We start from the raw sequence: 21,507 nt of genomic DNA, 5'->3' as shown, positions 1-21,507 counted from the left end.
GATGGGACGGCAGACCACCGCGAAGGCGGATGAACGTCGCCGCCGCAAGCTTGCGAAGTCGACAATCTCCGCATCTGCTCCGACGACGTCGAAGGACGTCGGAGTGAAGACCGCGGCAAAGGCCTCGGGCGTGAAGACCGCCACGAAGGCTCCCACCGCGAAGACTGCTGCTGCGAAGACTCCCACCGCGAAGTCTGCCGCGAAGCCTGCTGCTGCGAAGCCTGCCGCGAGGAAATCCGCCACGAAGAAGTCCGCCACGACCACGACTGCCGGGAAGCGTCCGGCCGGGAGCTGGACGGCTGCTCCACGCGGCACGGCGTCCACGACAGCACCGGCGAAGAGGAAACCGGCGAAAGCCGCCGGGAAGAGCTCTGAGAAGACCGCCTCGGTGCTCAGAAGAGCGTGGGATCATCTGCGCGGCGATATCGCCGGTCTCTCCGCTCATCCGCTGACGACCTACTTCCTCATCCTCGTCTCCGTGGTGCTGCTCACGGGGCTCGGCCTGGTCATGGTGCTCTCCGCCTCATCGATCACCTCGTACGACGGGGGGGCGGGCTCCTCATTCGCCTACTTCAACAAGCAGGCGATGTTCGCCGGGGTCGGCCTCGTCCTCATGTACACGGCGAGCAGGATGTCGCTGCAGTTCTGGAAGCGGATCGCGTGGCTCGCGATCATCGGCGGACTCATCATGCAGGCTCTGGTCTTCGCACCCGGACTCGGCAAGGAGACGAAGGGCAATGCGAACTGGATCGGCCTCGGCGGATTCCAGATCCAGCCCTCCGAGTTCCTCAAGGTCGCCCTCGCCCTGTGGCTCGGCTTCATCCTGGCCCAGAAGGCAGGGAAGATGACCACCTTCGGCCACGCCATGATCCCCGTCGTCCCCGGAACCCTCGCTGCCGTCGGCCTCGTCGTCGCCGGCAACGACCTGGGCACCGGACTCGTCATCATGGCCATGGCGGTCGTCTGCCTGTTCGTCGGCGGATTCCCGATGAAGTACTTCCTGCTGCTGGGCAGCGTGCTGGCCGCGTCCGTCGTCTTCTTCGTCCTCAGCTCCCAGAACCGTCTCGACCGCATCCAAGCGATGCTCACCGGACATGCCGATCAGAGTGCCGCGGACACCATGGGCCAAGCCTGGCAGTCCAACCACGGACTGTTCTCCCTGGCCTCCGGCGGATGGCTGGGAGTCGGGCTCGGCGCCAGCCGTGAGAAATGGTCCTGGCTGCCCGAAGCCCACAACGACTTCATCTTCGCCATCATCGGAGAGGAGCTGGGGCTCGTCGGCACCCTCGTCGTCATCCTCATCTTCGCCGTCCTCGGCTTCGGAATGGTCCGTGTGGTGATGCGTTCGAACAGTCTCATGGTCCAGGTCGCCACCGCCGGCTTCTTCGCCCTCATCGTCGGCCAGGCCGCCATCAACATCGGCGTCGTGACTGGACTGCTGCCAGTCATCGGTCTGCCGCTGCCGTTCGTGTCCTACGGCGGCTCCTCGATCATCGCCTCACTCCTCGCTGTCGGAGTGGTGCTGTCGTTCGCCCGCACGGAGCCGGGCGCCGAGGCGGCCATCGCCGCCAACAAGGATCGCCTGCGATCCTCACTCGCCGTGCTTGCCCGCAAGAAAAGGAAATGAGATGACGAGCATCCTCCTCGCCGGTGGAGGCACCACCGGCCATATCTCGCCGATGCTGGCGATCGGCCGCGAGCTGCGACGGCAGCACCCCGATTGGGATGTCGTGGCATTGGGCACTGCCGACGGACTCGAAGCCGAAATCGTTCCGCGTGCCGGATTCGAACTGCTCACCATCGACAAGGTGCCCATGCCCCGGTCGATCAGCCCGGCGCTGCTGAAATTCCCGGGCCGCTTCCGCGGCAACATCTCCGCCGTCGGACAGATCATCTCGTCCCGCAGCATCGACGCCGTCGTCGGCGTCGGCGGCTACGTCTGCCCACCGGCGTTCCTCGCCGCCAAACAGGCGAAGATCCCGCTGATCGTCCACGAAGCCAACGCGAAGCCGGGAATGGCCAACCGCCTCGGCGCGCGACTGACCACACCCGGTCGGGTCGGGATCACCTTCCCGGACACGAAGCTGCGGAATTCGACTCTCGTCGGCATGCCCATGCCCACCGAGATCACCGATCTCGACCGCAGCGACGACGCACAGCGAGCAGGGTTCCGTGCCGATCTCGGACTGCGCGATGACCGCCCGGTCCTCGTCGTCACCGGCGGCTCTTCGGGCGCACAGAAGATCAACGAAGCCTTCCTGGCCACCGCGACCGCCTGCCAGGACGCCGGCATCCAGGTCCTCCACATCACGGGAGCGGGAAAGGGCGACGCTCTGCGCACGGTCGCCGCGGAACTGCCCGACTACCACGTCGTCGACTACGTCGACGGAATGCACCGGGCCTATGCGGTCGCCGATCTGCTCGTCGCCCGCTCCGGAGCCGCCACGGTCTCCGAAGCCACGGTCGCCGGAGTGCCGGCACTCTATGTGCCCCTGGCGATCGGCAACGGCGAACAGCGTCTCAACGCCTCCGGCAGCGTCGCCGCCGGCGCCTCGCTCATGGTCGACAATGCGGAGTTCTCCCCGTCGACGGTCGTCGAGACCATCCTGCCGCTGCTCGCCGACGAAACCCGCCGCGCCGAGATGAGCGCAGCGGCGCTGAAGCTGAACTACCCCACCGATGCCGCGGCCCGCATGGCCGCCATCGTCAATCGCGCGCTGGAAGGCTGAACATGACCTCTGCGAACACGAGTCCTGCGAACATCGTTCCCGTCGGTGAGCTCGGAGCCGTCCACTTCATCGGGATCGGCGGTTCGGGAATGTCCGGGATCGCCCGGATCATGGTCATGAACGGAGTCGCCGTGTCCGGATCGGATGCGAAGGAATCCAACGTCGTCGACGTGCTCCGCACCCTGGGCGCCACCGTCACGATCGGACATTCGCCCGCCAACCTCGGCGAGGCCGATACCCTTGTCATCTCCTCAGCCATCCGCAAGGACAACCCCGAACTCGTCGAAGCGCAGCGCCGGGGACTGCGCATCCTGCACCGCTCCGGGGCCCTGGCCTCGCTCATGGTCGACCGGCGGGCCGTGGCCGTGGCCGGCACCCACGGAAAGACCACGACCACGTCGATGACCACCGTCGCCCTCCAGGCCTGCGGAGCCGATCCGTCCTTCGTGATCGGGGGAGTGCTGTCGACGACGGGCACGAACGCCCACCTGGGCACCGGAGACGTGTTCGTCGCCGAGGCGGACGAATCCGACGGATCGTTCCTCCTCTACGAACCGGCCATCGGAATCCTCACGAACGTCGAAGCCGACCACCTCGACCACTACGGGACACCGGAGAAGGTGCGCGAAGCCTTCATCGAATTCTGCGCCGGCATCCAGACACGGGGCGGCACGATCATCGCCTGTGCCGACGACCCGGGATCCCACGACGTCGCCATGCACTCCCGCAGCCAGGGAGCCGACGTCGTCCTCTACGGCACCTCCGACGACGCCGATATCATGCTGCGTGACCTCGACTCCGGAATCGGCTCGTCCTTCGTCCTCGACCTGCCCGGCCGGGACGACGAGCTGCGGGTCGAACTGCGCCAGCCGGGAATGCACAACGCCCTCAACGCCACCGCCGCGATCGCCGTGGCACACAGCCTCGGTGCCGATGTCGAACGCGCGGCCACCGGACTCGCCGGATACGGCGGCACCCGCCGCCGGTTCGAAGAACGCGGGCTCGCCGGCGGAGTGCGAGTCATCGACGACTACGCCCACCACCCCACCGAAGTGCGGGCCGTGCTCAGCGCCGCCCGCGGAGTCGTCACCGACGGTGGACGCGTCTGGGCGATCTTCCAGCCGCACCTGTACTCGCGGACGATGGAATTCCGGGAGGAGTTCGGCCACGCCCTCGGCCTGGCCGATGAGGTCGTCGTCCTCGACGTCTTCCCCGCCCGCGAAGACCCCGTGCCCGGAGTCACCGGAGCGCTCATCGCCGACCGAGTCCCGCACGAGAACGTGACCTTCCTGGAATCCTTCGCCGAGGCGGTCCCCTTCGTCGCCGCCCGGGTGAAGCCCGGTGACCTCGTGCTCACCGTCGGAGCCGGTGACGTGACGATCCTCGGACCCGAGCTGCTGAGCGCACTGGAGAGCTGAGGCCCATGGTGCCGCTTCCCCCGGCTCGGGCCGGCGACAACTCCACTGCGGACCTCACCGGAGTCATCCGGGCCCGCCGTCGGCAGACGTGGCGCCGCCGGCTCATCGCCGTCGGCATCGTCGCAGCGCTCATCGCCATCGTCGCCGTCGCCTGGTTCTCACCTCTGCTGGCCCTGCAGAAAGTGCAGGTCAGCGGCAGCCGACTGGTCGACACCGACCGGGTCAGCAGCTTCGTCCTCGACACCGAAGGCGGCAGCCCGCTGCCCCAGGTGCGTCCCGGTGCGGTCGAGCAGTCCGTGCTCAAGGAGTTCCCGAGAGCCGAAGCGGCCTCCATCCGCTATTCCGGCCCCCGTGCCCTGAAGATCGAGATCACCGACCGCACCCCTGTCATCGCGATCGAAGGCGAATCCGGCTACCGCCTCTACGACTCCGAGGCCGTCGACCTCGGAACAGTCGACAAGGCACCTGAGAAGCTCACCGTGCTCAGCGGGGCCGGACACCAACCGGACAGAGAGACCGTGTCCGCGGTGATCCGGTTCATGGGCGACCTGCGGCCGGAGCTGCGCCGTCAGCTGGTGACGATCGAGGCCAAGGACGCCATGAGCCTCGAAGGTCGCCTCGACACAGGAGAACAGAAGGCCACGGTCGTGTTCGGCGATGCCTCCGACTCCAGCCTCAAGATGCGCACCGCAGCCCAACTCGCCGCCGAAGGCCGCACCGAGATCGACGTCTCCGTGCCCTCGGTGCCCGTGACCGACTGAGTCCCGAACCCGACCGGCTCAGTCCCGGGCCGACCGGCTCAGTCTCGAGCCGACCGACTCAGTCTCGAACCGACCGAGCCCCGAACACCCGCGCGCGCCGGCCATGAGACCTCCGTGACCGCCCCAGGCCGGGCAGTCACCACGATTGCCTCCGTTTGGCCCCGACACACCGGGCGCGGAGTTTGGCCGAAGTCCGACACTCCGGGGAGAATGGTTGCAGTGATGTTGCCCCGCCCAATAGCCTCAGGGCAGAGAACACAGACCGATTGCACACGCAGACCCTGCGTGACCGAAGCGCTTGAGACGAGGAACCGACTTGGCTGAATTCCCACAATCCGGAGCGGATATCAAGGTTGCCGGAACCGGCGGCGGCGGTGTCAACGCTGTGCAGAGGATGATCGACGTCGGCCTGCGCGGCGTGGAGTTCATCGCAATCAACACCGATGCCCAGGCACTCGTCCTCTCCGATGCCGATGTCAAGCTCGAGATCGGACGCGACCAGACCCGCGGACTCGGTGCAGGTGCGGACCCGGAGATCGGCCGCAAGGCCGCCGAGTCCTCCGAAGACGCCATCCGCGACGCCCTCGAAGGTGCGGACATGGTATTCGTCACCGCCGGCGAAGGCGGCGGCACGGGAACCGGCGCCGCCCCCGTCGTGGCCCGCGTGGCCCGTTCGCTCGGCGCGCTGACCATCGGTGTCGTCACCCGTCCCTTCACCTTCGAGGGACGTCGTCGCTCCGCACAGGCAGAAGCCGGAATCGCGGCGCTGCGCGAAGAGGTCGACACCCTCATCGTCATCCCCAACGACCGTCTGCTCTCGATCTCCGACCGCAGCGTCTCCGTCGTCGAAGCATTCCGCTCCGCCGATGAGGTCCTGCGCTCCGGTGTTCAGGGCATCACCGACCTGATCTCGGTGCCGGGCCTGATCAACCTCGACTTCGCCGACGTCAAGTCGGTCATGCAGGACGCCGGAACCGCGCTCATGGGCATCGGTGCCGCGACCGGAGACGACCGCGCCGTGCAGGCCGCCGAATCCGCCATCGCGTCCCCGCTGCTGGAAGCCAGCATCGACGGAGCCCACGGAGTGCTGTTCTGCATCACCGGCGGCGGCGACCTCGGACTCTTCGAGGTCAACGAGGCCGCCCGTCTGGTGCAGGAAGCCGCGCACCCCGAAGCGAACATCATCTTCGGTGCCGTCATCGACGACAACATCGGTGACGAATGCCGCGTGACCGTCATCGCAGCCGGATTCGACAACTCGTCGCCGAATGCCGAGACTGCAGGGTCCGATCAGATCCCGGCGCCGATCCCGGTTGCTCCGGCAGAGACCGAGCCCGAGTCGCCCGTCATCGCCGAATCCGAGCCCGAGGCTCCGGAAGCCGACGAACCGGCAGCTGCTCCGCGCCGCAGCGAGGAGCACCAGATCCCTGCCTCGCTGCCGAACGAACGCAGCACCTCGAACTTCGACTCCGACCTCGATATCCCGGACTTCCTCAAGTAATATGCTGCGCTCGAGGTTCGTCATCCCGGGCAGGCGCACCGCCCATGTCGCCTTCACCGACCGGCACGGCGGCTATTCGAACGGGGACTTCTCCTCGTTCAACCTCGCCCGCCACGTCGGAGACGATGACGAACTCGTCGCAGCCAACCGAGCCGCTCTCGCTCAGGTCATCGGCCTGAGCGGGGAGCGGCTCTCGTTCGTCTCCCAGGTGCACGGAACCGATGTGCACACCATCAGCGACGAGGCGCAGCTGCGGCAGGCATCGGTCGAAGCCGATGCCCAGATGACGACCGTCCCCGGGATCGGACTGGCGATCATGGTCGCCGACTGCACCCCAGTCATGCTCGCCGATGCCGAAGCCGGGGTCATCGCCGCCGTCCATGCTGGGCGTCCGGGCATGGCTGCGGGCGTGGTCGGCACCGCGGTCGCCGCGATGCGCGAGGCCGGGGCCAGGGACATCCACGCGGTCATCGGGCCCTCGGTCTGCCCCCGCTGCTACGAAGTCCCGGCCGAGCTGAGAAGCGAGGTCGCGGCGATCGAGCCGACGGCCGCCTCGGTGTCGGTGACCGGCACACCGGCACTCGACGTCGCCGGAGCGGTCGCCGAACAGTTGGGGCGGGCAGACGTGACCATCGATCATTTCTCACGCACCTGCACGAAGGAATCCGAGGATCTGTTCTCCTACCGGCGACAGACGCGGACGGGCAGGTTCGCCGGGATCATCTGGCTGCAGGAAGAAAAGACCGCGACACACCCGTAGGACTCACCTGCCCGGATGCTCGCGTGCGATAGTTTGGGCGACAGGTGAGCAAGTGCCGAAGTCCGAGGAGCTTTAGACATGTCAGCAATCAAGAAGACGCTGGAATACCTGGGTTTCGTCGAAGAAGAGGACGAGACCGCCCAGCGCACCGATCGTCATGAACCCGCCCACCGGGACCGCGAAGTCGTCGAGACCTTCGACGACGTCGAGCAGTATGACGAACCGGCAGCAGCGGAAGAGCGGACTCCGGCCCCGGTGACACCGATCCATCCGTCACCGATCCGTCCCGTAGACACCCCGGCGCCAGGAACCTCAATGAATCGCATCAGGACCATCCACCCCCGCAGCTACAACGACGCCATGGTCATCGGTGCCGCCTTCCGCGAGGGCACCCCCGTGATCATGAATCTCTCGGAGATGGACGAGAACAACTCCAAGCGCCTCGTCGACTTCTCCGCCGGACTGATCTTCGGTCTGCACGGGTCGATCGAACGGGTGACGAACAAGGTCTTCCTGCTCACTCCCGAGAACATCGAGGTCGCCGGCGAGAACGAAGCGGATTCCGACACTCAGGCCAGCTTCTTCAACCAGAGCTGAACGCAGCCGAAAAATCTCTCAACTCGTCCTCAGCTGGAGCCGATAGGCTGAAGCCTCGGAACTCAAGCAACAACGAAAGGCGCGGGGGACCCACGTGGCCATCATCTTCTACATCCTCGGTACAGCTCTGAGCCTCTATGTCTACGTGCTCCTGGCGCGAGTCGTGCTCGACCTGGTCCAGGTGTTCTCCCGCGACTGGAAACCCTCGGGGTTCCTGCTCGTCCTCGCCGAGTTCGTGTACACGCTCACCGATCCGCCGCTGAAGCTCCTGCGCAAAGTCATTCCGCCGCTGCGCCTGGGGCAGGTCTCGCTCGATCTGGGATTCATCGTCCTGCTCATCGGCATTCAGATCATCGCATCAGTGTTCTTCAACCTCTCGCACGCCTCGGCCTGAGTCCCGCCATCACGGTGATCTCGGGCGATGAGTCACTGCGATCGGGTGCCGGGAAGGGCAAGAGTGATGTGCCGGTCGATTCACGGGAATTCGATTGCGTGCATACCGGATAACTGGTGAATATGCTCACCGGAATTGGCTGTTTGCGTGCCCGGGTTGTTAGCCTCGGATGCGTAGAACTTCGTCATTGAACGCAAGACACGCCATTTCTGCGGGACAAAACTGCAGGTGTTACGCTAATGTGACGTTGAAGCCGTCCTGCGGGGCGGCAGCGTAATGAATGTAGATCGACCGAAGGTGACCTCATGGCGCTCACGCCTGAAGACGTAGTAAACAAGCGGTTCCAGCATGTGAAGTTCCGCGACGGGTACGACCAGGACGAAGTCGACGATTTCCTTGATGAGGTCGTCGTTGAGATTCGCCGTCTCTACCAGGAGAACGACGAACTGCGTCAGAAGCTCTCCACCGCCGAACAGCGTGTGAAGGAACTCGAAGCCGGCGGCGCCACCGCTGCACCGGCCCAGGACATCGACGCCACTCAGGCGATGCCCGCCGCGGTTCCTGCACCCGAAGAGAAGGAAGAGGCTCCGGCACCGGCCGAAGAACCTGCCGCTCCGGCACCGGTCGAAGAGACCCCGGCCCCGGTCGTCAAGGAAGCCGCCCCGGCTCCCCAGGAAGGCTCTGCTGCACCGGCGATGGCCGCCGGCGGAGCCGCAGGTGCTGGTCTCGGTGCTGTCGCAGCCGGTGGCGACGGAGACGCCCATGGCCTCATCGCTCTGGCTCAGCGCGTCCACGACGAGCATGTCGCCGAAGGTGAGCGCAAGCGCGACGAGCTCATCAAGGGTGCCGAGAAGGAAGCCGCCGACATCGTCGGCAAGGCCGAATCGAAGCGCGACGAAACGCTGTCGACCCTCGAATCGCAGAAGTCGACCCTCGAGCGTTCCATCGACCAGCTCTCGAACTTCGAGCGTCAGTACCGCACACGACTGAAGAGCTACCTCAACGATCAGCTGCGTGATCTCGAGAACTCCACGAGCCTGGCTCCGGAGACCCTCGACGGAAACGGCCCGCTGGGCGGTTCGTCGAACCACAAGCTCTGATCCTCAAGCATCACCGACCGAGGTCCGGGAACTCTTCGGAGTACCCGGGCCTCCGTTGTGTCCGCACGTTCCACCGGCACGCGGCTGAGTCCCTCAACGTCGGCAGTGGGCTAGAATGAACCAAATGAACGATCCTGCCTCACGGGTGAAAAGACCTCGCGCCGCCATGATGGCCCTGCTGTTCACAATCGCGGCGACCGTGCTCGTGATCGATCAGTTCACCAAATTCCTTGCCGTCACCCTCCTCGAGGACCAGCCGCCGGTGCCTGTGATCGGCTCTCTGGCCGGATTCACCTTCTACCGCAACCCGGGAGCCGCACTCGGACTCGGCTCGAACGTGACGTGGATCTTCCCGATCATCGCCATCGGGGTGTTCATCGCGATCCTCGTGATCTCCCGCAAGCTCGGGTCGCGAGCCTGGGCGACCGGGCTCGGTCTGCTGCTGGGCGGACTCTTCGGCAATCTCGTCGACAGGCTCTTCCGCGAACCCGCATTCCTGCACGGAGCCGTCGTCGACTTCATCGATCTGTCGCTGTTCATCTGCAACGTCGCGGACATCGCGATCTCCGCCGCCGCAGTGACCCTCGTCATCGTCAGCCTCAGGGGAATCGACATCGACGGATCGGACTCCACACGTGTGAAAGAGGACACTCATGACTGAACGTTCCATCCTCGTCCCTGAGGGACTCGACGGTCAGCGCGTGGACGCTGCGATGTCGAAGCTGCTCGGCCTCTCCCGCACCGCAGCCGCAGATATCTGCGCCGACGGGGGAGTGGAGATGTCGGGGCGACCGGTCATCAAATCCGATCGCGTCATCGCCGGTGAACGGCTCGACATCATGATGCCCGAACCCAAGAGGCCCCTCGAGGTCGTGCCCGACCCCGTGCCGGGAATGCGCATCGTCCACGACGAGGACGCCTTCGTCGTCGTCGACAAACCGGTCGGCGTGGCCGCTCACCCGGCTCTCGGCTGGACCGGACGCACCGTCGTCGGCGGACTCGCCGCGGCGGGCTTTCGCATCGCGACCTCGGGTGCCCCCGAACGCCAGGGCATCGTGCAGCGCCTCGACGTCGGAACCTCCGGTCTCATGGTCGTGGCCAAAAGCGAATACGCCTACAGCGTGCTCAAACGCGCTTTCAAGGAGCGCACGGTGGACAAGACCTACCATGCGGTCGTCCAAGGTCTGCCCGACCCCGTGCTCGGCACCATCGACGCCCCTATCGCCCGCCACCCGAAGCACGACGGACTCTACGCTGTGCGCAGCGAAGGCAAGAACGCGATCACCCACTACGAGGTGATCGAAGCTCATCGCCGTGCCGCGCTCGTCGAGATCCACCTGGAGACCGGACGCACCCACCAGATCCGCGTCCACTTCTCAGCCACCAAACACCCCTGCGTCGGAGACCTGCCCTACGGAGCCGATCCGGTGCTGGCGAAGGAACTCGGTCTGGAACGCCAGTGGCTGCACGCCGTCAAACTCGGTTTCCACCACCCCGACACGCAGAAGTGGGTCGAGTTCGAAAGCGGCTATCCGGAGGATCTGCAGACCGCGCTCGACCGCATCCGGCCGAACTGAACCCCGAGTCGCAGCCGACGAAGGTGCCCGGAGCAACAGTCTCCGAAGCCTCCTGAAGCGCAGCTGATGGACTAAGCTGGGGGCGCACCACCGGCAACTTCAGGAAGGCGGCGCCCAGTGCCGAACGAGGACTTCGTCCACCTCCACGTCCATACCGAATACTCCATGTTGGACGGTGCGGCCCGCCTCGCCGATCTGATGGCGGCGACGAAGGCATCGGGAATGTCCGCGATCGCCACGACCGACCACGGATACCTGTTCGGAGCCTTCGACTTCTGGTCCCAGGCGACCGCCGCCGGCATCAAACCCATCATCGGCGTCGAAGCCTATGTCACCCCGGGCACCGACCGCCGGGACAAGACGCGCGTGAAGTGGCGCACCGACGAATCGCAGAAGAGCGACGACCTCTCCGGCGGTGGTCTCTACACACACATGACCCTGCTGTCGCGGAACAACACGGGCATGCGGAACCTGTTCAAGGCGTCGTCCTACGCCTCCCTGGACTCGGTGACGGCGAAATGGCCGCGTCTGGACCAGGACCTGCTCGAGACCTATTCCGACGGACTCATCGCCACCACCGGCTGCCCGTCGGGAGAGGTCCAGGTCCGCCTGCGACTCGGACAGTACGAAGAGGCCAAGGCTGCGGCGGGGAAGTACCGTGAGATCTTCGGCAGGGACAACTACTACGTCGAACTCATGGACCACGGTCTGTCCATCGAGAAGCGGGTGACGAAGGACCTCATCCGGCTGTCGAAGGAACTCGACATTCCGCTGGTCGCCACCAACGACCTCCACTACACGCACGAATCGGATGCGAAGGCGCACGAAGCGCTGCTGGCCATCCAATCCGGTTCCAAACTCATCGAACCCACCTATGATCAGGGCGGTTCGCGCTTCGCCTTCTCCGGCTCCGGCTACTACCTCAAGACTCCCGCAGAGATGCGGTCCCTGTTCAAGGAATTCCCCGAAGCCTGCGACAACACCCTCGAGATCGCCGAGAAGTGCGAAGTCTCCTTCGACACCTCGGCGAACTATATGCCGAAGTTCCCGTGCCCTCCGGGTGAGGACGAGACCTCATGGCTGATCAAGGAGGTCGCGAAGGGACTCGACTACCGGTACCCCGACGGTGTTCCCGATGACGTCCGCAGGCAGGCCGACTACGAACTCGACATCATCATCTCGATGGGCTTCCCCGGATACTTCCTCGTCGTCGCGGACTTCATCAACTGGTCGAAGGACAACGGCATCCGCGTCGGGCCCGGCCGCGGTTCGGGAGCCGGCTCCATGGTCGCCTACGCGATGCGCATCACCGATCTCGACCCGCTGCAGCACGGACTGTTCTTCGAGCGCTTCCTCAATCCGGACCGTGTGTCCATGCCCGACTTCGACGTCGATTTCGATGATCGTCGCCGCGGCGAGGTCATCGAGTATGTGACCGAGAAGTACGGCGATGAGCGTGTGGCGATGATCGTCACCTACGGCACGATCAAGACGAAGATGGCGCTGAAGGACTCCGCCCGCGTGCTCGGCAAGCCCTTCTCGATGGGTGAGCGGCTGACGAAGGCGCTGCCGCCGGCGGAGATGGCCAAGGACATTCCGCTCAAGGACATCGAGGACCCGGAGTCCAAGCGCTTCAAGGAAGCCGGCGAGTTCCGCGAACTCGTCGACACCGATCCCGAAGCCCGAGAGACCTTCGAGACCGCGAAGGGCCTGGAAGGACTGAAGCGGCAGTGGGGTGTCCACGCAGCCGGTGTCATCATGTCCTCGGACCCGATCATCGACGTCATTCCGATCATGCGTCGGTTCCAGGACGGTCAGGTCATCACCCAGTTCGACTATCCGACCTCTGAGGGCCTCGGGCTCATCAAGATGGACTTCCTGGGCCTGCGAAACCTCACGATCATCTCCGACGCGGTGGAGAACATCAAGGCCAACCGGGACTTCGACCTCGACCTCGAGCACCTGACCCTCGACGACCCGGACGCCTATGAACTGCTCACACGGGGTGACACCCTCGGTGTGTTCCAGCTCGACGGCGGTGGTCTGCGTGCCCTGCTGCGGATGATGAAGCCGGACAACTTCGAGGATATCTCCGCGACCCTGGCCCTCTACCGACCCGGTCCGATGGGTGCTGATTCGCATACGAACTATGCCCTGCGCAAGAACGGCCTGCAGGAGGTCACCCCGATCCACTCGGAGCTCGAGGAGCCGCTCAAGGATATCCTCGACACCACCTACGGTCTCATCATCTACCAGGAGCAGGTGATGGCGATCGCGCAGAAGGTCGCCGGCTACTCGCTGGGTCAGGCCGACATCCTCCGCCGTGCGATGGGCAAGAAGAAGAAGTCCGAACTCGACAAGCAGCAGGTCGGCTTCTTCGGCGGAATGAAGGAACGCGGCTACTCGGAGGCCGCCGCACAAGCACTGTGGGACATTCTGCTGCCGTTCTCGGACTACGCGTTCAACAAGGCGCACTCGGCCGCCTACGGTGTCGTGTCCTACTGGACCGCCTACCTCAAGGCCCACTACACGGCCGAATACATGGCGGCCCTGCTGACGTCGGTCGGTGACAACAAGGACAAGCTCGCGATCTACCTCAACGAGTGCCGTCGCCTCGGCATCACCGTGCTGCCTCCGGATGTCAACGAATCCGCGCTCCACTTCACCCCGGTCGGCACCGATATCCGCTTCGGCATGGGCGCGGTCCGCAACGTCGGCGCCCACGTCGTCGAAGGCATCGTCGAAGCCCGCGGAGAGAAGGGCGCCTACACCTCGTTCACGGACTTCCTCGACAAGGTGCCCAGCCACGTGTGCAACAAGCGCACGATCGAGTCGCTCATCAAGGCCGGCGGCTTCGACTCGCTCGGCCACAGCCGTCGCTCACTCGTCGAAGTCCACGAGGAGGCCGTGGACTCGGTCATCGGCGTCAAACGGCAGGAAGCCAACGGACAGTTCGACCTCTTCGCCGGGCTCGGCGGGGGAGACGACGCACCGGGCTTCTCCGTGACCATCCCCGATCGTCCGGAGTGGGAGAAGAAGGAGAAGCTGTCCTTCGAGCGCGACATGATCGGCCTCTACGTCTCCGACCACCCGCTCAACGGGCTCGAAGGGGTGCTGGCCGCCGAATCCGATGCCTCCATCGCCGAGGTGGTCGATCCGGAATCGCACCGCCATGACGGAACCCAGATCAAGGTCTGCGGAATGATCACGCAGGTCACTCGCAAGGTGTCGAAGAACTCCGGACGTCCCTATGCGATCGTGACCTTGGAGGACCTCGAAGCCGAGATCGAAGTGATGTTCTTCGGCGACACCTACGAACCCGTGGCGAGCCTGCTGGCGACCGACCTCGTGATCTCCCTGACCGGCCGCATCCGCACCTCCGATGACCGTCCGACCTCACTGATGGCGATGTCGATGACGATTCCCGATGTCACCGACCCCGACGATCGACCGCTCACCCTGATCATGCCGATGGAGAAGGCGACCGAGGAGATGGCGACGAAGCTGCGACGGATCCTCGAATCCAACAAGGGCCAGACGGACGTCCACATCACCCTGTCTCAGCCGGGGCGGCAGACGGTGATGCGTCTGGACCGGTCGATCCGGGTCGACCCGAACCCGAGCCTCTACGGAGACCTGAAGGCACTGCTGGGCTCCCGCTGCTTCAGCGTCTGAGGCTCAGCCGCATCGCCGCTCACGATTGCTCAGCGGCCGCAGGCGTGTCGCGCTGGCTGTTCTGGTACGCCTTTCTCTGAACTGCCCACTGAAGAACGTGAGCAGTTCAGAGAAAGGTGTGTCGTTTCGCCGATCGTGCCGTTGCAGCGATTCCGGTCCGTCCGCACTTCGGGCCGGAGGACTGCGCTGCTGCTGCGGAGACTAGAATGGTGCGGGTGAACATTCTGGACTTCCGTGGTGAGACCCTCAGCAAGCGATTCCTGGCGCAGAAGCTGCCTCGGGCCGCCGAGACCCATGCCGATATCGAACGACGCGTCGCCGAACTGCTCGACACCGTCGCCGACGGGGGCGCGGCCGCGGTGAAAGACTTCACCGAACGCTTCGACGGAGTGCGCCCCGAGTCCCTCCGCGTACCGGCATCGGCCCTGGCCGAGGCCGCAGACGCACTCGATCCCGCGGTCAGGGACGCGCTCGTCGAATCCATCGTCCGCGCCCGGAAGGTCGCCGCCGACCAGCGTCCCGCCGATATCCGCACCGAGCTGGCCTCCGGTGCCTTCGTCACCACCCGCCACCTGCCGGTCGAACGCGTCGGCCTCTATGTGCCCGGCGGACTGGCTGTGTACCCCTCAACGGTGATCATGAACGTCGTGCCGGCGCAGACCGCCGGTGCTCACTCACTGGCGATCGCCAGCCCGCCCCAGAGCAGCGGCCTGCCGCACCCGACCGTGCTCGCCACCGCACACATCCTCGGCATCGACGAAGTCTGGGCGATGGGCGGAGCACAGGCGATCGGCGCTCTGGCCTTCGGCTTCGACGACGGCGAGGAACTCGAACCGGTCGACCTCATCACCGGCCCCGGGAACGCCTATGTGGCTGCGGCGAAATCACTCGTCCGCTCTCGGGTCGGCATCGACGCGGTCGCCGGTCCCACGGAGATCATCATCCTCGCCGACGCACAGGCCGACCCGCGTTTCGTCGCCGCGGATCTCATCAGCCAGGCCGAACACGACGAACTGGCCGCCTCGGTGCTGGTCACAGACTCCGTCGAACTCGCCGAGGCGGTCCAGAGGGAGCTGGACGTGCAGGTACCGGAGGCGACGCACACCGAACGGATCTCCACGGCTCTGGGCGGAAGACAGTCGGCGATCGTCCTCGTCGACGACCTCGACGCCGGGATCACCGTCGTCAACGGCTACGCCGGTGAGCACGTCGAGGTCCACACGGCCGATGCCGCAGCGGTCGGGGCGCGGATCACGAACGGGGGAGCGGTCTTCCTCGGCGATTGGGCACCGGTGTCGCTGGGCGACTACTGCGCCGGGTCGAACCACGTGCTGCCCACGATGGGCACCGCCGCTCACGGTTCGGGCCTGGGTGTGCACTCATTCATCAAGGTCAGTCAGGTCATCGACTACGACCGGCAGGCCCTGTCAGAGGTGGCCGAACACATCGGTGTTCTCGCCGCCAGCGAACAGCTGCTGGCCCACGGCCGGGCTGTCGACATCAGGTTCGAGGAGTAGAGATGCGCTGTCCGTTCTGCCGTGAGTCCGATTCGCGGGTCGTCGATTCGAGGACCAGCGAAGACGGAGCCGCGATCCGCCGGCGCCGGCAGTGCCGTCACTGCGGTCGCCGATTCACCACGATGGAGGCCACGAGCCTGTCGGTGATCAAACGCTCCGGAGTCACCGAGGAGTTCTCCCGTCAGAAGATCATGTCGGGTGTGCGCAAAGCCTGCCAGGGACGTCCGGTCAGCGACGATGATCTCGCGAAGCTCGCGCAGCGGGTGGAGGAGAACATCCGGTCGCGGGGAATCGCCGAGATCGACGCCGACGAAGTGGGTCTGTCCATCCTCGAACCGCTGCGCGAACTCGACCAGGTCGCCTACCTGCGCTTCGCCAGCGTGTACCAGGGATTCGACTCGCTCGAAGACTTCGAAGCCGCGATCGATTCGCTGCGTGCCGATGCGCTGCTGCAGTCCGGTCAGACCCGTGAACCCACCCCCGAAGACTTCGCCGACTGAGCGTGTCGGAGCGTCCCCGTGACCGGATTCCGAGACTGCTGAGATTTCTGTCAGAAATCTTCGTTTCGAGTACCGCGGTACAGAATTAGTTGTGTAGTATTGAACGTGCGCGCTACGGCGCGCGGCCGCTTGCGGTTCGGAGGGGAAGCCGAACCCAAGCGGCCTTTTACATTCACCTCAGCCCTTGCTACCTGACGACGGCTCAGCAACCTCGCGCGAGGTTGCTCAGCCGCCGTCAGGTAGTAATTGGGTGGGTCAGCCGGCTCGACGGACCGCCTCGGCGGAGAAGAGTTCGGTCAGCTCCGTGGACACAGAGGCCAGGACGCGCAGACGTTCCGTCGTCCGCGTCAGCGCCACATAGAGGCCGCCGACGCCGGCCTCGCCGCCGATCGGGGCGATGCGGCCGGGTTCGACGATGATCACCGAATCGAACTCGAGACCTTTGGCCTGCTGCGGGGTGATGAGGGCGATCTGATGGTCCAGGCCCGTGACCGAGCGTCCGAAATCGAAGTCCGCGACCGCCTCGGCGACGGGCTCGATGAGCTCCGCATCAGCGATGACAGCGATCTTCCCACCTTCGGCGGCGGACACCTCGGCCGCAACCGCCGCGGGGAGGGCGGCCAGCATCTCGGACTCGTCGACGAAGGAATCCAGCTGCGGGTCCGAACCTCCCCGGCGCACCGACTCGACGAGCTCGAGCTGCGGGAAATGCCGATGCAGGTAGCGGTTGGCCAGATCCATCACCGACTGTGGGGTGCGGTAGGAGACCGTGAGCACCTGGAGGGCGAAACGGTCCCCGACGAACTCGTTCAGGATCGACGACCAGGTGCGGGCGTTGTCGACCTGCGAGGACTGGGCGAGGTCGCCGACGACGGTGGCCGACTTCGACGGCACGCGCCGGAAGAGGACCCGCCACTGCATGGGAGAGAGTTCCTGGGCCTCGTCGACGACGAGGTGGCCGTACGTCCATTCCCGGTCCTCAAGGGCGCGTTCGGCCAGGGTCATCGACGGCCCCTGCTCCTCCCAGCGAGCCGCGAGCGTCTCGGCCGAGACCATTCCTCCGGTCTCGGTCATATCGACGACGGCTTCGGCGTATTCGCGTGCCGAGTCATCCCGAGCCTGCGTCTGCTGCGGTGCGGAACCGAGAAGTTCGGCCAGCTCGTCGAGCAGCGGCACATCGTCGACCGTGAACTCGTCCCGACGCTGCTGAACCAGAATCGACTGCTCTGCCGGGGTGAGGAGTCTGCGAGCGGCGGCCTGCAGCTTGTGCGCTCTGCCCAGCAGGGATCGCAGAGCGGCGGCGGGGCCGATGGGGAACCACGCGAGGTTGAGGGCGCGACGGACGTCGACGGAGGAGCGCAGATCTTCGAGCAGCTCGGGCAGCCGCTCTCCGGCCGCATCCAAACCCATCTCACGGGCGAGATCCTCGGCGAGGATCTTCAGCAGACCGGTGACGAAACCGGTGCGAGCGGCATTGTGCGGATCTCCGCTGCGACGGGCCCGATCGCGCGCAGACTGGACGTCGCGGCGACGCAGCACGATCGTGTGCGAACGCACCCGCATCTCGACATCGTGGTCGGGGATGCGCTGGTAGTTCGCAACGTGGTTCTTCAGCACCCGGGCCATGACGGAGCGGCCCTTGATCTCGGCGACTGCCGGTGCATCTGTGGCATCCGTGTCGAGCCCGGGGTAGAGCTGCCCCGGGGTGAGCAGGACGGCCCCGGTCTCGCCGAGGCTGGGCAGGACCTTCTCGATGTACTTGAGGAACACCGTCGACGGGCCGACGAGGAGGACACCGGACTTCGCGATGCGCTCCCGGTGCCGGTAGAGCAGGAATGCGGCGCGGTGGAGGGCGACGGCGGTCTTGCCGGTGCCCGGACCGCCCTGGACGACGAGGACTCCGGAGAGCGGACGGCGGATGATCGCATCCTGTTCGGCCTGGATGGTTGCGACGATATCGCCCATCCGACCGGTGCGGTGAGTGGTCAGAGCGGCGAGAAGGGCTCCCTCACCCTGCAGGTTCGACCGCTGATCGTCATCGAGCGCGTCGATGTCGAGCACATCGTCTTCGATGCCGGTGACCAACCGGTTCGCGGTGACGAGGTGACGGCGGCGGGCGATCCCATCGGGGTTGGCCGCGGTCGACTGGTAGAAGCGCTCGGCGGCCGGCGCTCTCCAGTCGACGAGGATCTGCTGTCGCTGTTCGTCGGTGAGTCCGATGCGACCGATATACGTGGGTGCGTCTTCGTCGACGATGTCGAGGCGACCGAAGCACAGTCCCTCCTCGGCGCCGTCGAGGCGGATGAGCTGATCTTCGTACATCGTCGCGAAGGCATCGCGTTCGGTGCGATGCTGGTGATTGCCTCCGACCTCGGAGATCCTCACCGTGCCCAGGCGGGTTGTCGTCTCCTCCCGGAGCTCATCGAGGCGGGCATAGAGCTCGTCGAGCTTGGTCTGCTCAACACGAATTTCTGAAGTTTCGGTCATCTCACCTTCTTGGGTCGGCATTCAATTATGCCGAACTTTCCCCGGCGTCTGTAGTCGCAACGTCATTTCGGACCGGGGCGTACCTCACATTCCCGCTGAGGGCGTGCCTCAGATCCCGGTGGTGGGCGTGCCTGAGACTCCGAATGTGGGCGTGCCTGAGACTCCGGTGGAAGGCTGACGCGGGAGTCAGAGACCGAGGCGGGAGCGCAGGTCCGCTCCGGCCAGGAAGGTCGCAGATGAGGCGGCGGTGCGCAGACTGCGGTCGAGACCGGCCACATCCGGCGGAGTGTTGGATGCGAGGACGACGACATTGCCGCGTCGACGTCCTTTGAGGATCGCCGGTTCCGTGGCTGCCGCCAGATGGGCGAAGTGTTCGCCGAGGCCGCGCAGTTCGGACCGGAGGATGCGGTGGTCACCGCTGTCGGGAACGTTGGCGATATAGAGCCCGGAGTCCTTGACCGCCACGGCGCAGCCGGCGAAGAACTCAGCAGTCTGCAGGGATGACGGAACCGAGTCATGGTCGAAGGCGTCCCGGACGAGGACGTCGAGGGCATCGGGCCGGAACTTCCCGATCTCCACCGCGCCGTCACCGGCACGCAGAGCCAGGGCGGGGGAGCGGGGCAGGTCGAACCACTCGCGGGCGAAGTCGAGCAGCTTGGCATCGATGTCGATCGCCGTCTGTTTCGACCCGGGCCGCGCCGAGTCGATGGCGCGGGCCAGAGCATAGCCGGCGGCACCGATGTGTGCGGCCCGCAGCGACCCGGCAGGGAGCTCGACGTCGATGATGCGTCGCATCCAATCCAGGTACTCGTAGTCCAGTCGCTGCGGATCGCTGAGAGTGATCGACGAGGAGGGGACCCCGTTGACGTGGAGGATGTAGGAATCGGCCTCGCCGTCGAGCTTCTCCAACCGGGCCTCTCCCGTCGAGATGTCGACCACTTGAGAACCAGGAGCTGTGTATATCCGTCTCTTCGCCACCCCTCACTTGTATGCCAGCGAGGGGCCGGAGGCAATTCGGCGCTGATTCTCGTGGGGACGCGGGCCTCGACTCAACCACCAGGGCGCTGTGGGCAGGATCGTGCCGTCCACAGGCCTGGAGCCGGATCTGGAGGAATCGACCCGGGATCGGATGGAGTGGGACCCACTCACGGAACCACCACCGGCGCAGGCGCCGTCCCGGGTACGGGAACCGCTCCGGCCGACACGACCCACCCCGATCATGGAGGACGCAATGAAGACACCGGCCCGCTCACCCGAAGACATCATCGGGATCATTCCCCACACCCTGGGCTACACCCCGCGGCGCAGCCTCGTCGCCGTCATCGTCGGCACAGAGAAGACCGGGGCCCAGTCCAGCTCGACGACGATGCGCGTCGACTTCGACCGGGAGAGTGCGGCTCAGACGCTGTCCGAAGGCGGCGGCTGGTACGCCGACCTCATCATGCGCACCTGCAGGGTCACCGGCGTCTTCCTCGTCCTCTACGACGATGACTACCGGCCGGTCAGTGCCTTCGGGGCCGGTGCCGACTCCGAATACGCCGAGGTCCATCGCGGCCTCATCCGGGCGGCGATCGACGAACTGGCCATGACCTTCGCCGCCAGAAGCGTCGACACGCTCAGCGCATGGTGGGTCAATCAGGACCACTTCGGCCGCATCGACGAGGACGGATACGACAGCACACCGCTGATCGAAGCGACCACCTCGGCGTGTGCCACGGAACTCGTCGCCGGCGGATCCAACCCGGTCGCCGACCCTGAGGACCTGGTCATCTCCCCGATGCCGGCCGAGGCCTTCGCCGACAGCCGCCGCGGGCGGTCTCAGGAGTGGATGGGCACGGACGAGGCCTTCGCCATCCTCGCCGACGTCTACCCGCGGCTGGAAGCGATGCGACACGAGGACGAACCGGTCGACGAGGTGCGCATCCACGACCTGATGGACCTGCCGACGGTGATGGCTCTCGATACCCTGCTCGTCGAGATCTGGTCACGTGACGCCCTCGAGATGATCCTCAGCTTCGACCACCCCGACTTCCCGCCCTCCCAGGTCAGGGAACTCGACGGTGATGAGCTCTGTACGATGAGTCGCCGCATCGTCTCCCAGGCTCACGCCGCCCAGCAGCTCGTCGGACTCTCATCCCGTGCTCCGCGGCCGCGGGACATTCTGCTCGCCATCGCCTTCCTCAAGGTCTACCTGCGGGCAGGGCACCCGCAGGCACGAGCCAACACCTATGCCGTCATCGCCTGGTTCGAATGGGCGTTGGGCGGCTCGACGATGGCGCTCAACTATGCGCTGGCCGCCGTCGAACTCGAATCCGAACACGGTCTGGCCGAACTCATCATCAGTGCCGTGAACATGGGGTGCCTGCCTCGGTGGCTGGCGGAGACCCAGAGCCCGGCTGTCTGAGTCTCGGCGAGCGGGAACAGTTTCGCCGGCCCTTTCGTTCTCGTGGGCAGACCGGCCGTATCGCCCCGGAGTCTTCGCGGGCCGATT

Annotated in this window: 17 protein-coding genes; 15 read left to right on the top strand and 2 right to left on the bottom strand. The window is 65.6% G+C overall.

The window, feature by feature from the left end; genetic code table 11:
• Window position 1 precedes the first annotated feature (1 nt).
• From ftsW to nrdR, 14 genes are all read left to right on the top strand, one after another.
• Window positions 2–1,627 (top strand): putative lipid II flippase FtsW, encoded by a 1,626-nt coding sequence (gene ftsW, locus FHG09_RS17005; protein ID WP_152348832.1) that lies wholly within the window; start codon window positions 2–4, stop codon window positions 1,625–1,627.
• A gap of 1 nt (window position 1,628) precedes the next feature.
• Window positions 1,629–2,729, top strand: a complete 1,101-nt coding sequence (locus tag FHG09_RS17000; RefSeq protein WP_152348831.1) for a UDP-N-acetylglucosamine--N-acetylmuramyl-(pentapeptide) pyrophosphoryl-undecaprenol N-acetylglucosamine transferase — start codon at window positions 1,629–1,631, stop codon at window positions 2,727–2,729.
• A 2-nt stretch (window positions 2,730–2,731) separates the two neighbouring features.
• On the top strand, window positions 2,732–4,147 hold the full coding sequence (gene murC, locus FHG09_RS16995; RefSeq protein ID WP_152348830.1) for a UDP-N-acetylmuramate--L-alanine ligase: 1,416 nt from the start codon (window positions 2,732–2,734) through the stop codon (window positions 4,145–4,147).
• A gap of 5 nt (window positions 4,148–4,152) precedes the next feature.
• The gene (locus tag FHG09_RS16990; RefSeq protein ID WP_152348829.1) at window positions 4,153–4,908 is read left to right on the top strand and encodes a cell division protein FtsQ/DivIB; all 756 of its coding nucleotides are present in this window, start codon (window positions 4,153–4,155) and stop codon (window positions 4,906–4,908) included.
• Window positions 4,909–5,224: 316 nt separating this feature from the next.
• On the top strand, window positions 5,225–6,409 hold the full coding sequence (ftsZ, locus tag FHG09_RS16985) for a cell division protein FtsZ (RefSeq protein WP_152348828.1): 1,185 nt from the start codon (window positions 5,225–5,227) through the stop codon (window positions 6,407–6,409).
• A 1-nt stretch (window position 6,410) separates the two neighbouring features.
• Complete coding sequence (gene pgeF, locus FHG09_RS16980; protein ID WP_152348827.1) at window positions 6,411–7,169, top strand: peptidoglycan editing factor PgeF; 759 nt, start codon at window positions 6,411–6,413, stop codon at window positions 7,167–7,169.
• 78 nt (window positions 7,170–7,247) lie between these two features.
• Window positions 7,248–7,766 carry a cell division protein SepF gene (locus tag FHG09_RS16975; protein ID WP_152348826.1) on the top strand — a complete coding sequence of 173 codons (519 nt, stop codon included), beginning with the start codon at window positions 7,248–7,250 and terminating at the stop codon, window positions 7,764–7,766.
• A 94-nt stretch (window positions 7,767–7,860) separates the two neighbouring features.
• The gene (locus FHG09_RS16970) at window positions 7,861–8,160 is read left to right on the top strand and encodes a YggT family protein (RefSeq protein ID WP_152348825.1); all 300 of its coding nucleotides are present in this window, start codon (window positions 7,861–7,863) and stop codon (window positions 8,158–8,160) included.
• A 305-nt stretch (window positions 8,161–8,465) separates the two neighbouring features.
• Window positions 8,466–9,260 (top strand): DivIVA domain-containing protein, encoded by a 795-nt coding sequence (locus FHG09_RS16965; RefSeq protein WP_152348824.1) that lies wholly within the window; start codon window positions 8,466–8,468, stop codon window positions 9,258–9,260.
• Window positions 9,261–9,384: 124 nt separating this feature from the next.
• Complete coding sequence (locus FHG09_RS16960; protein WP_152348823.1) at window positions 9,385–9,921, top strand: signal peptidase II; 537 nt, start codon at window positions 9,385–9,387, stop codon at window positions 9,919–9,921.
• Window positions 9,914–10,837, top strand: a complete 924-nt coding sequence (locus FHG09_RS16955) for an RluA family pseudouridine synthase (protein WP_152348822.1) — start codon at window positions 9,914–9,916, stop codon at window positions 10,835–10,837. The genes FHG09_RS16960 and FHG09_RS16955 overlap by 8 nt, the downstream gene beginning before the upstream one ends.
• 165 nt (window positions 10,838–11,002) lie before the next feature.
• Complete coding sequence (dnaE, locus tag FHG09_RS16950; RefSeq protein WP_413773156.1) at window positions 11,003–14,512, top strand: DNA polymerase III subunit alpha; 3,510 nt, start codon at window positions 11,003–11,005, stop codon at window positions 14,510–14,512.
• A gap of 206 nt (window positions 14,513–14,718) precedes the next feature.
• Window positions 14,719–16,029, top strand: a complete 1,311-nt coding sequence (gene hisD / locus FHG09_RS16945; RefSeq protein WP_152348820.1) for a histidinol dehydrogenase — start codon at window positions 14,719–14,721, stop codon at window positions 16,027–16,029.
• A 2-nt stretch (window positions 16,030–16,031) separates the two neighbouring features.
• The gene (gene nrdR / locus FHG09_RS16940) at window positions 16,032–16,529 is read left to right on the top strand and encodes a transcriptional regulator NrdR (protein ID WP_135809799.1); all 498 of its coding nucleotides are present in this window, start codon (window positions 16,032–16,034) and stop codon (window positions 16,527–16,529) included.
• Between the two features lie 255 nt (window positions 16,530–16,784).
• Here the strand turns inward: nrdR and FHG09_RS16935 are convergent, their stop codons facing one another.
• Together FHG09_RS16935 and FHG09_RS16930 are read right to left on the bottom strand one after the other, a co-directional pair.
• A complete protein-coding gene (locus FHG09_RS16935; RefSeq protein WP_152348819.1) occupies window positions 16,785–19,016 on the bottom strand; it encodes a HelD family protein in 2,232 nt (743 codons plus the stop codon).
• A gap of 186 nt (window positions 19,017–19,202) precedes the next feature.
• Window positions 19,203–19,955, bottom strand: a complete 753-nt coding sequence (locus FHG09_RS16930; RefSeq protein ID WP_227492829.1) for a spermidine synthase — start codon at window positions 19,953–19,955, stop codon at window positions 19,203–19,205.
• A 292-nt stretch (window positions 19,956–20,247) separates the two neighbouring features.
• On the opposite strand from FHG09_RS16930, the gene FHG09_RS16925 reads away from it, so the two are divergent.
• Window positions 20,248–21,420: a DUF4192 family protein gene (locus FHG09_RS16925; protein WP_193627424.1), complete on the top strand. Its 1,173-nt coding sequence runs from the start codon at window positions 20,248–20,250 to the stop codon at window positions 21,418–21,420.
• Window positions 21,421–21,507: the final 87 nt, after the last annotated feature.

This window comes from Brevibacterium sp. CFH 10365, assembly GCF_009299785.1.
Classification (GTDB): Bacteria; Actinomycetota; Actinomycetes; order Actinomycetales; family Brevibacteriaceae; genus Brevibacterium; species Brevibacterium limosum.
This window is presented reverse-complemented; position numbering and strand designations above follow the sequence as displayed.

Coding starts and splice junctions, on each gene's coding strand:
- ftsW (WP_152348832.1), top strand. CDS start 2: ATGGGACGGCAGACCACCGCGAAGGCGGATGAACGTCGCCGCCGCAAG.
- FHG09_RS17000 (WP_152348831.1), top strand. CDS start 1,629: ATGACGAGCATCCTCCTCGCCGGTGGAGGCACCACCGGCCATATCTCG.
- murC (WP_152348830.1), top strand. CDS start 2,732: ATGACCTCTGCGAACACGAGTCCTGCGAACATCGTTCCCGTCGGTGAG.
- FHG09_RS16990 (WP_152348829.1), top strand. CDS start 4,153: ATGGTGCCGCTTCCCCCGGCTCGGGCCGGCGACAACTCCACTGCGGAC.
- pgeF (WP_152348827.1), top strand. CDS start 6,411: ATGCTGCGCTCGAGGTTCGTCATCCCGGGCAGGCGCACCGCCCATGTC.
- FHG09_RS16975 (WP_152348826.1), top strand. CDS start 7,248: ATGTCAGCAATCAAGAAGACGCTGGAATACCTGGGTTTCGTCGAAGAA.
- FHG09_RS16965 (WP_152348824.1), top strand. CDS start 8,466: ATGGCGCTCACGCCTGAAGACGTAGTAAACAAGCGGTTCCAGCATGTG.
- FHG09_RS16960 (WP_152348823.1), top strand. CDS start 9,385: ATGAACGATCCTGCCTCACGGGTGAAAAGACCTCGCGCCGCCATGATG.
- FHG09_RS16955 (WP_152348822.1), top strand. CDS start 9,914: ATGACTGAACGTTCCATCCTCGTCCCTGAGGGACTCGACGGTCAGCGC.
- dnaE (WP_413773156.1), top strand. CDS start 11,003: ATGTTGGACGGTGCGGCCCGCCTCGCCGATCTGATGGCGGCGACGAAG.
- hisD (WP_152348820.1), top strand. CDS start 14,719: ATGGTGCGGGTGAACATTCTGGACTTCCGTGGTGAGACCCTCAGCAAG.
- nrdR (WP_135809799.1), top strand. CDS start 16,032: ATGCGCTGTCCGTTCTGCCGTGAGTCCGATTCGCGGGTCGTCGATTCG.
- FHG09_RS16935 (WP_152348819.1), bottom strand. CDS start 19,016: ATGACCGAAACTTCAGAAATTCGTGTTGAGCAGACCAAGCTCGACGAG.
- FHG09_RS16925 (WP_193627424.1), top strand. CDS start 20,248: ATGAAGACACCGGCCCGCTCACCCGAAGACATCATCGGGATCATTCCC.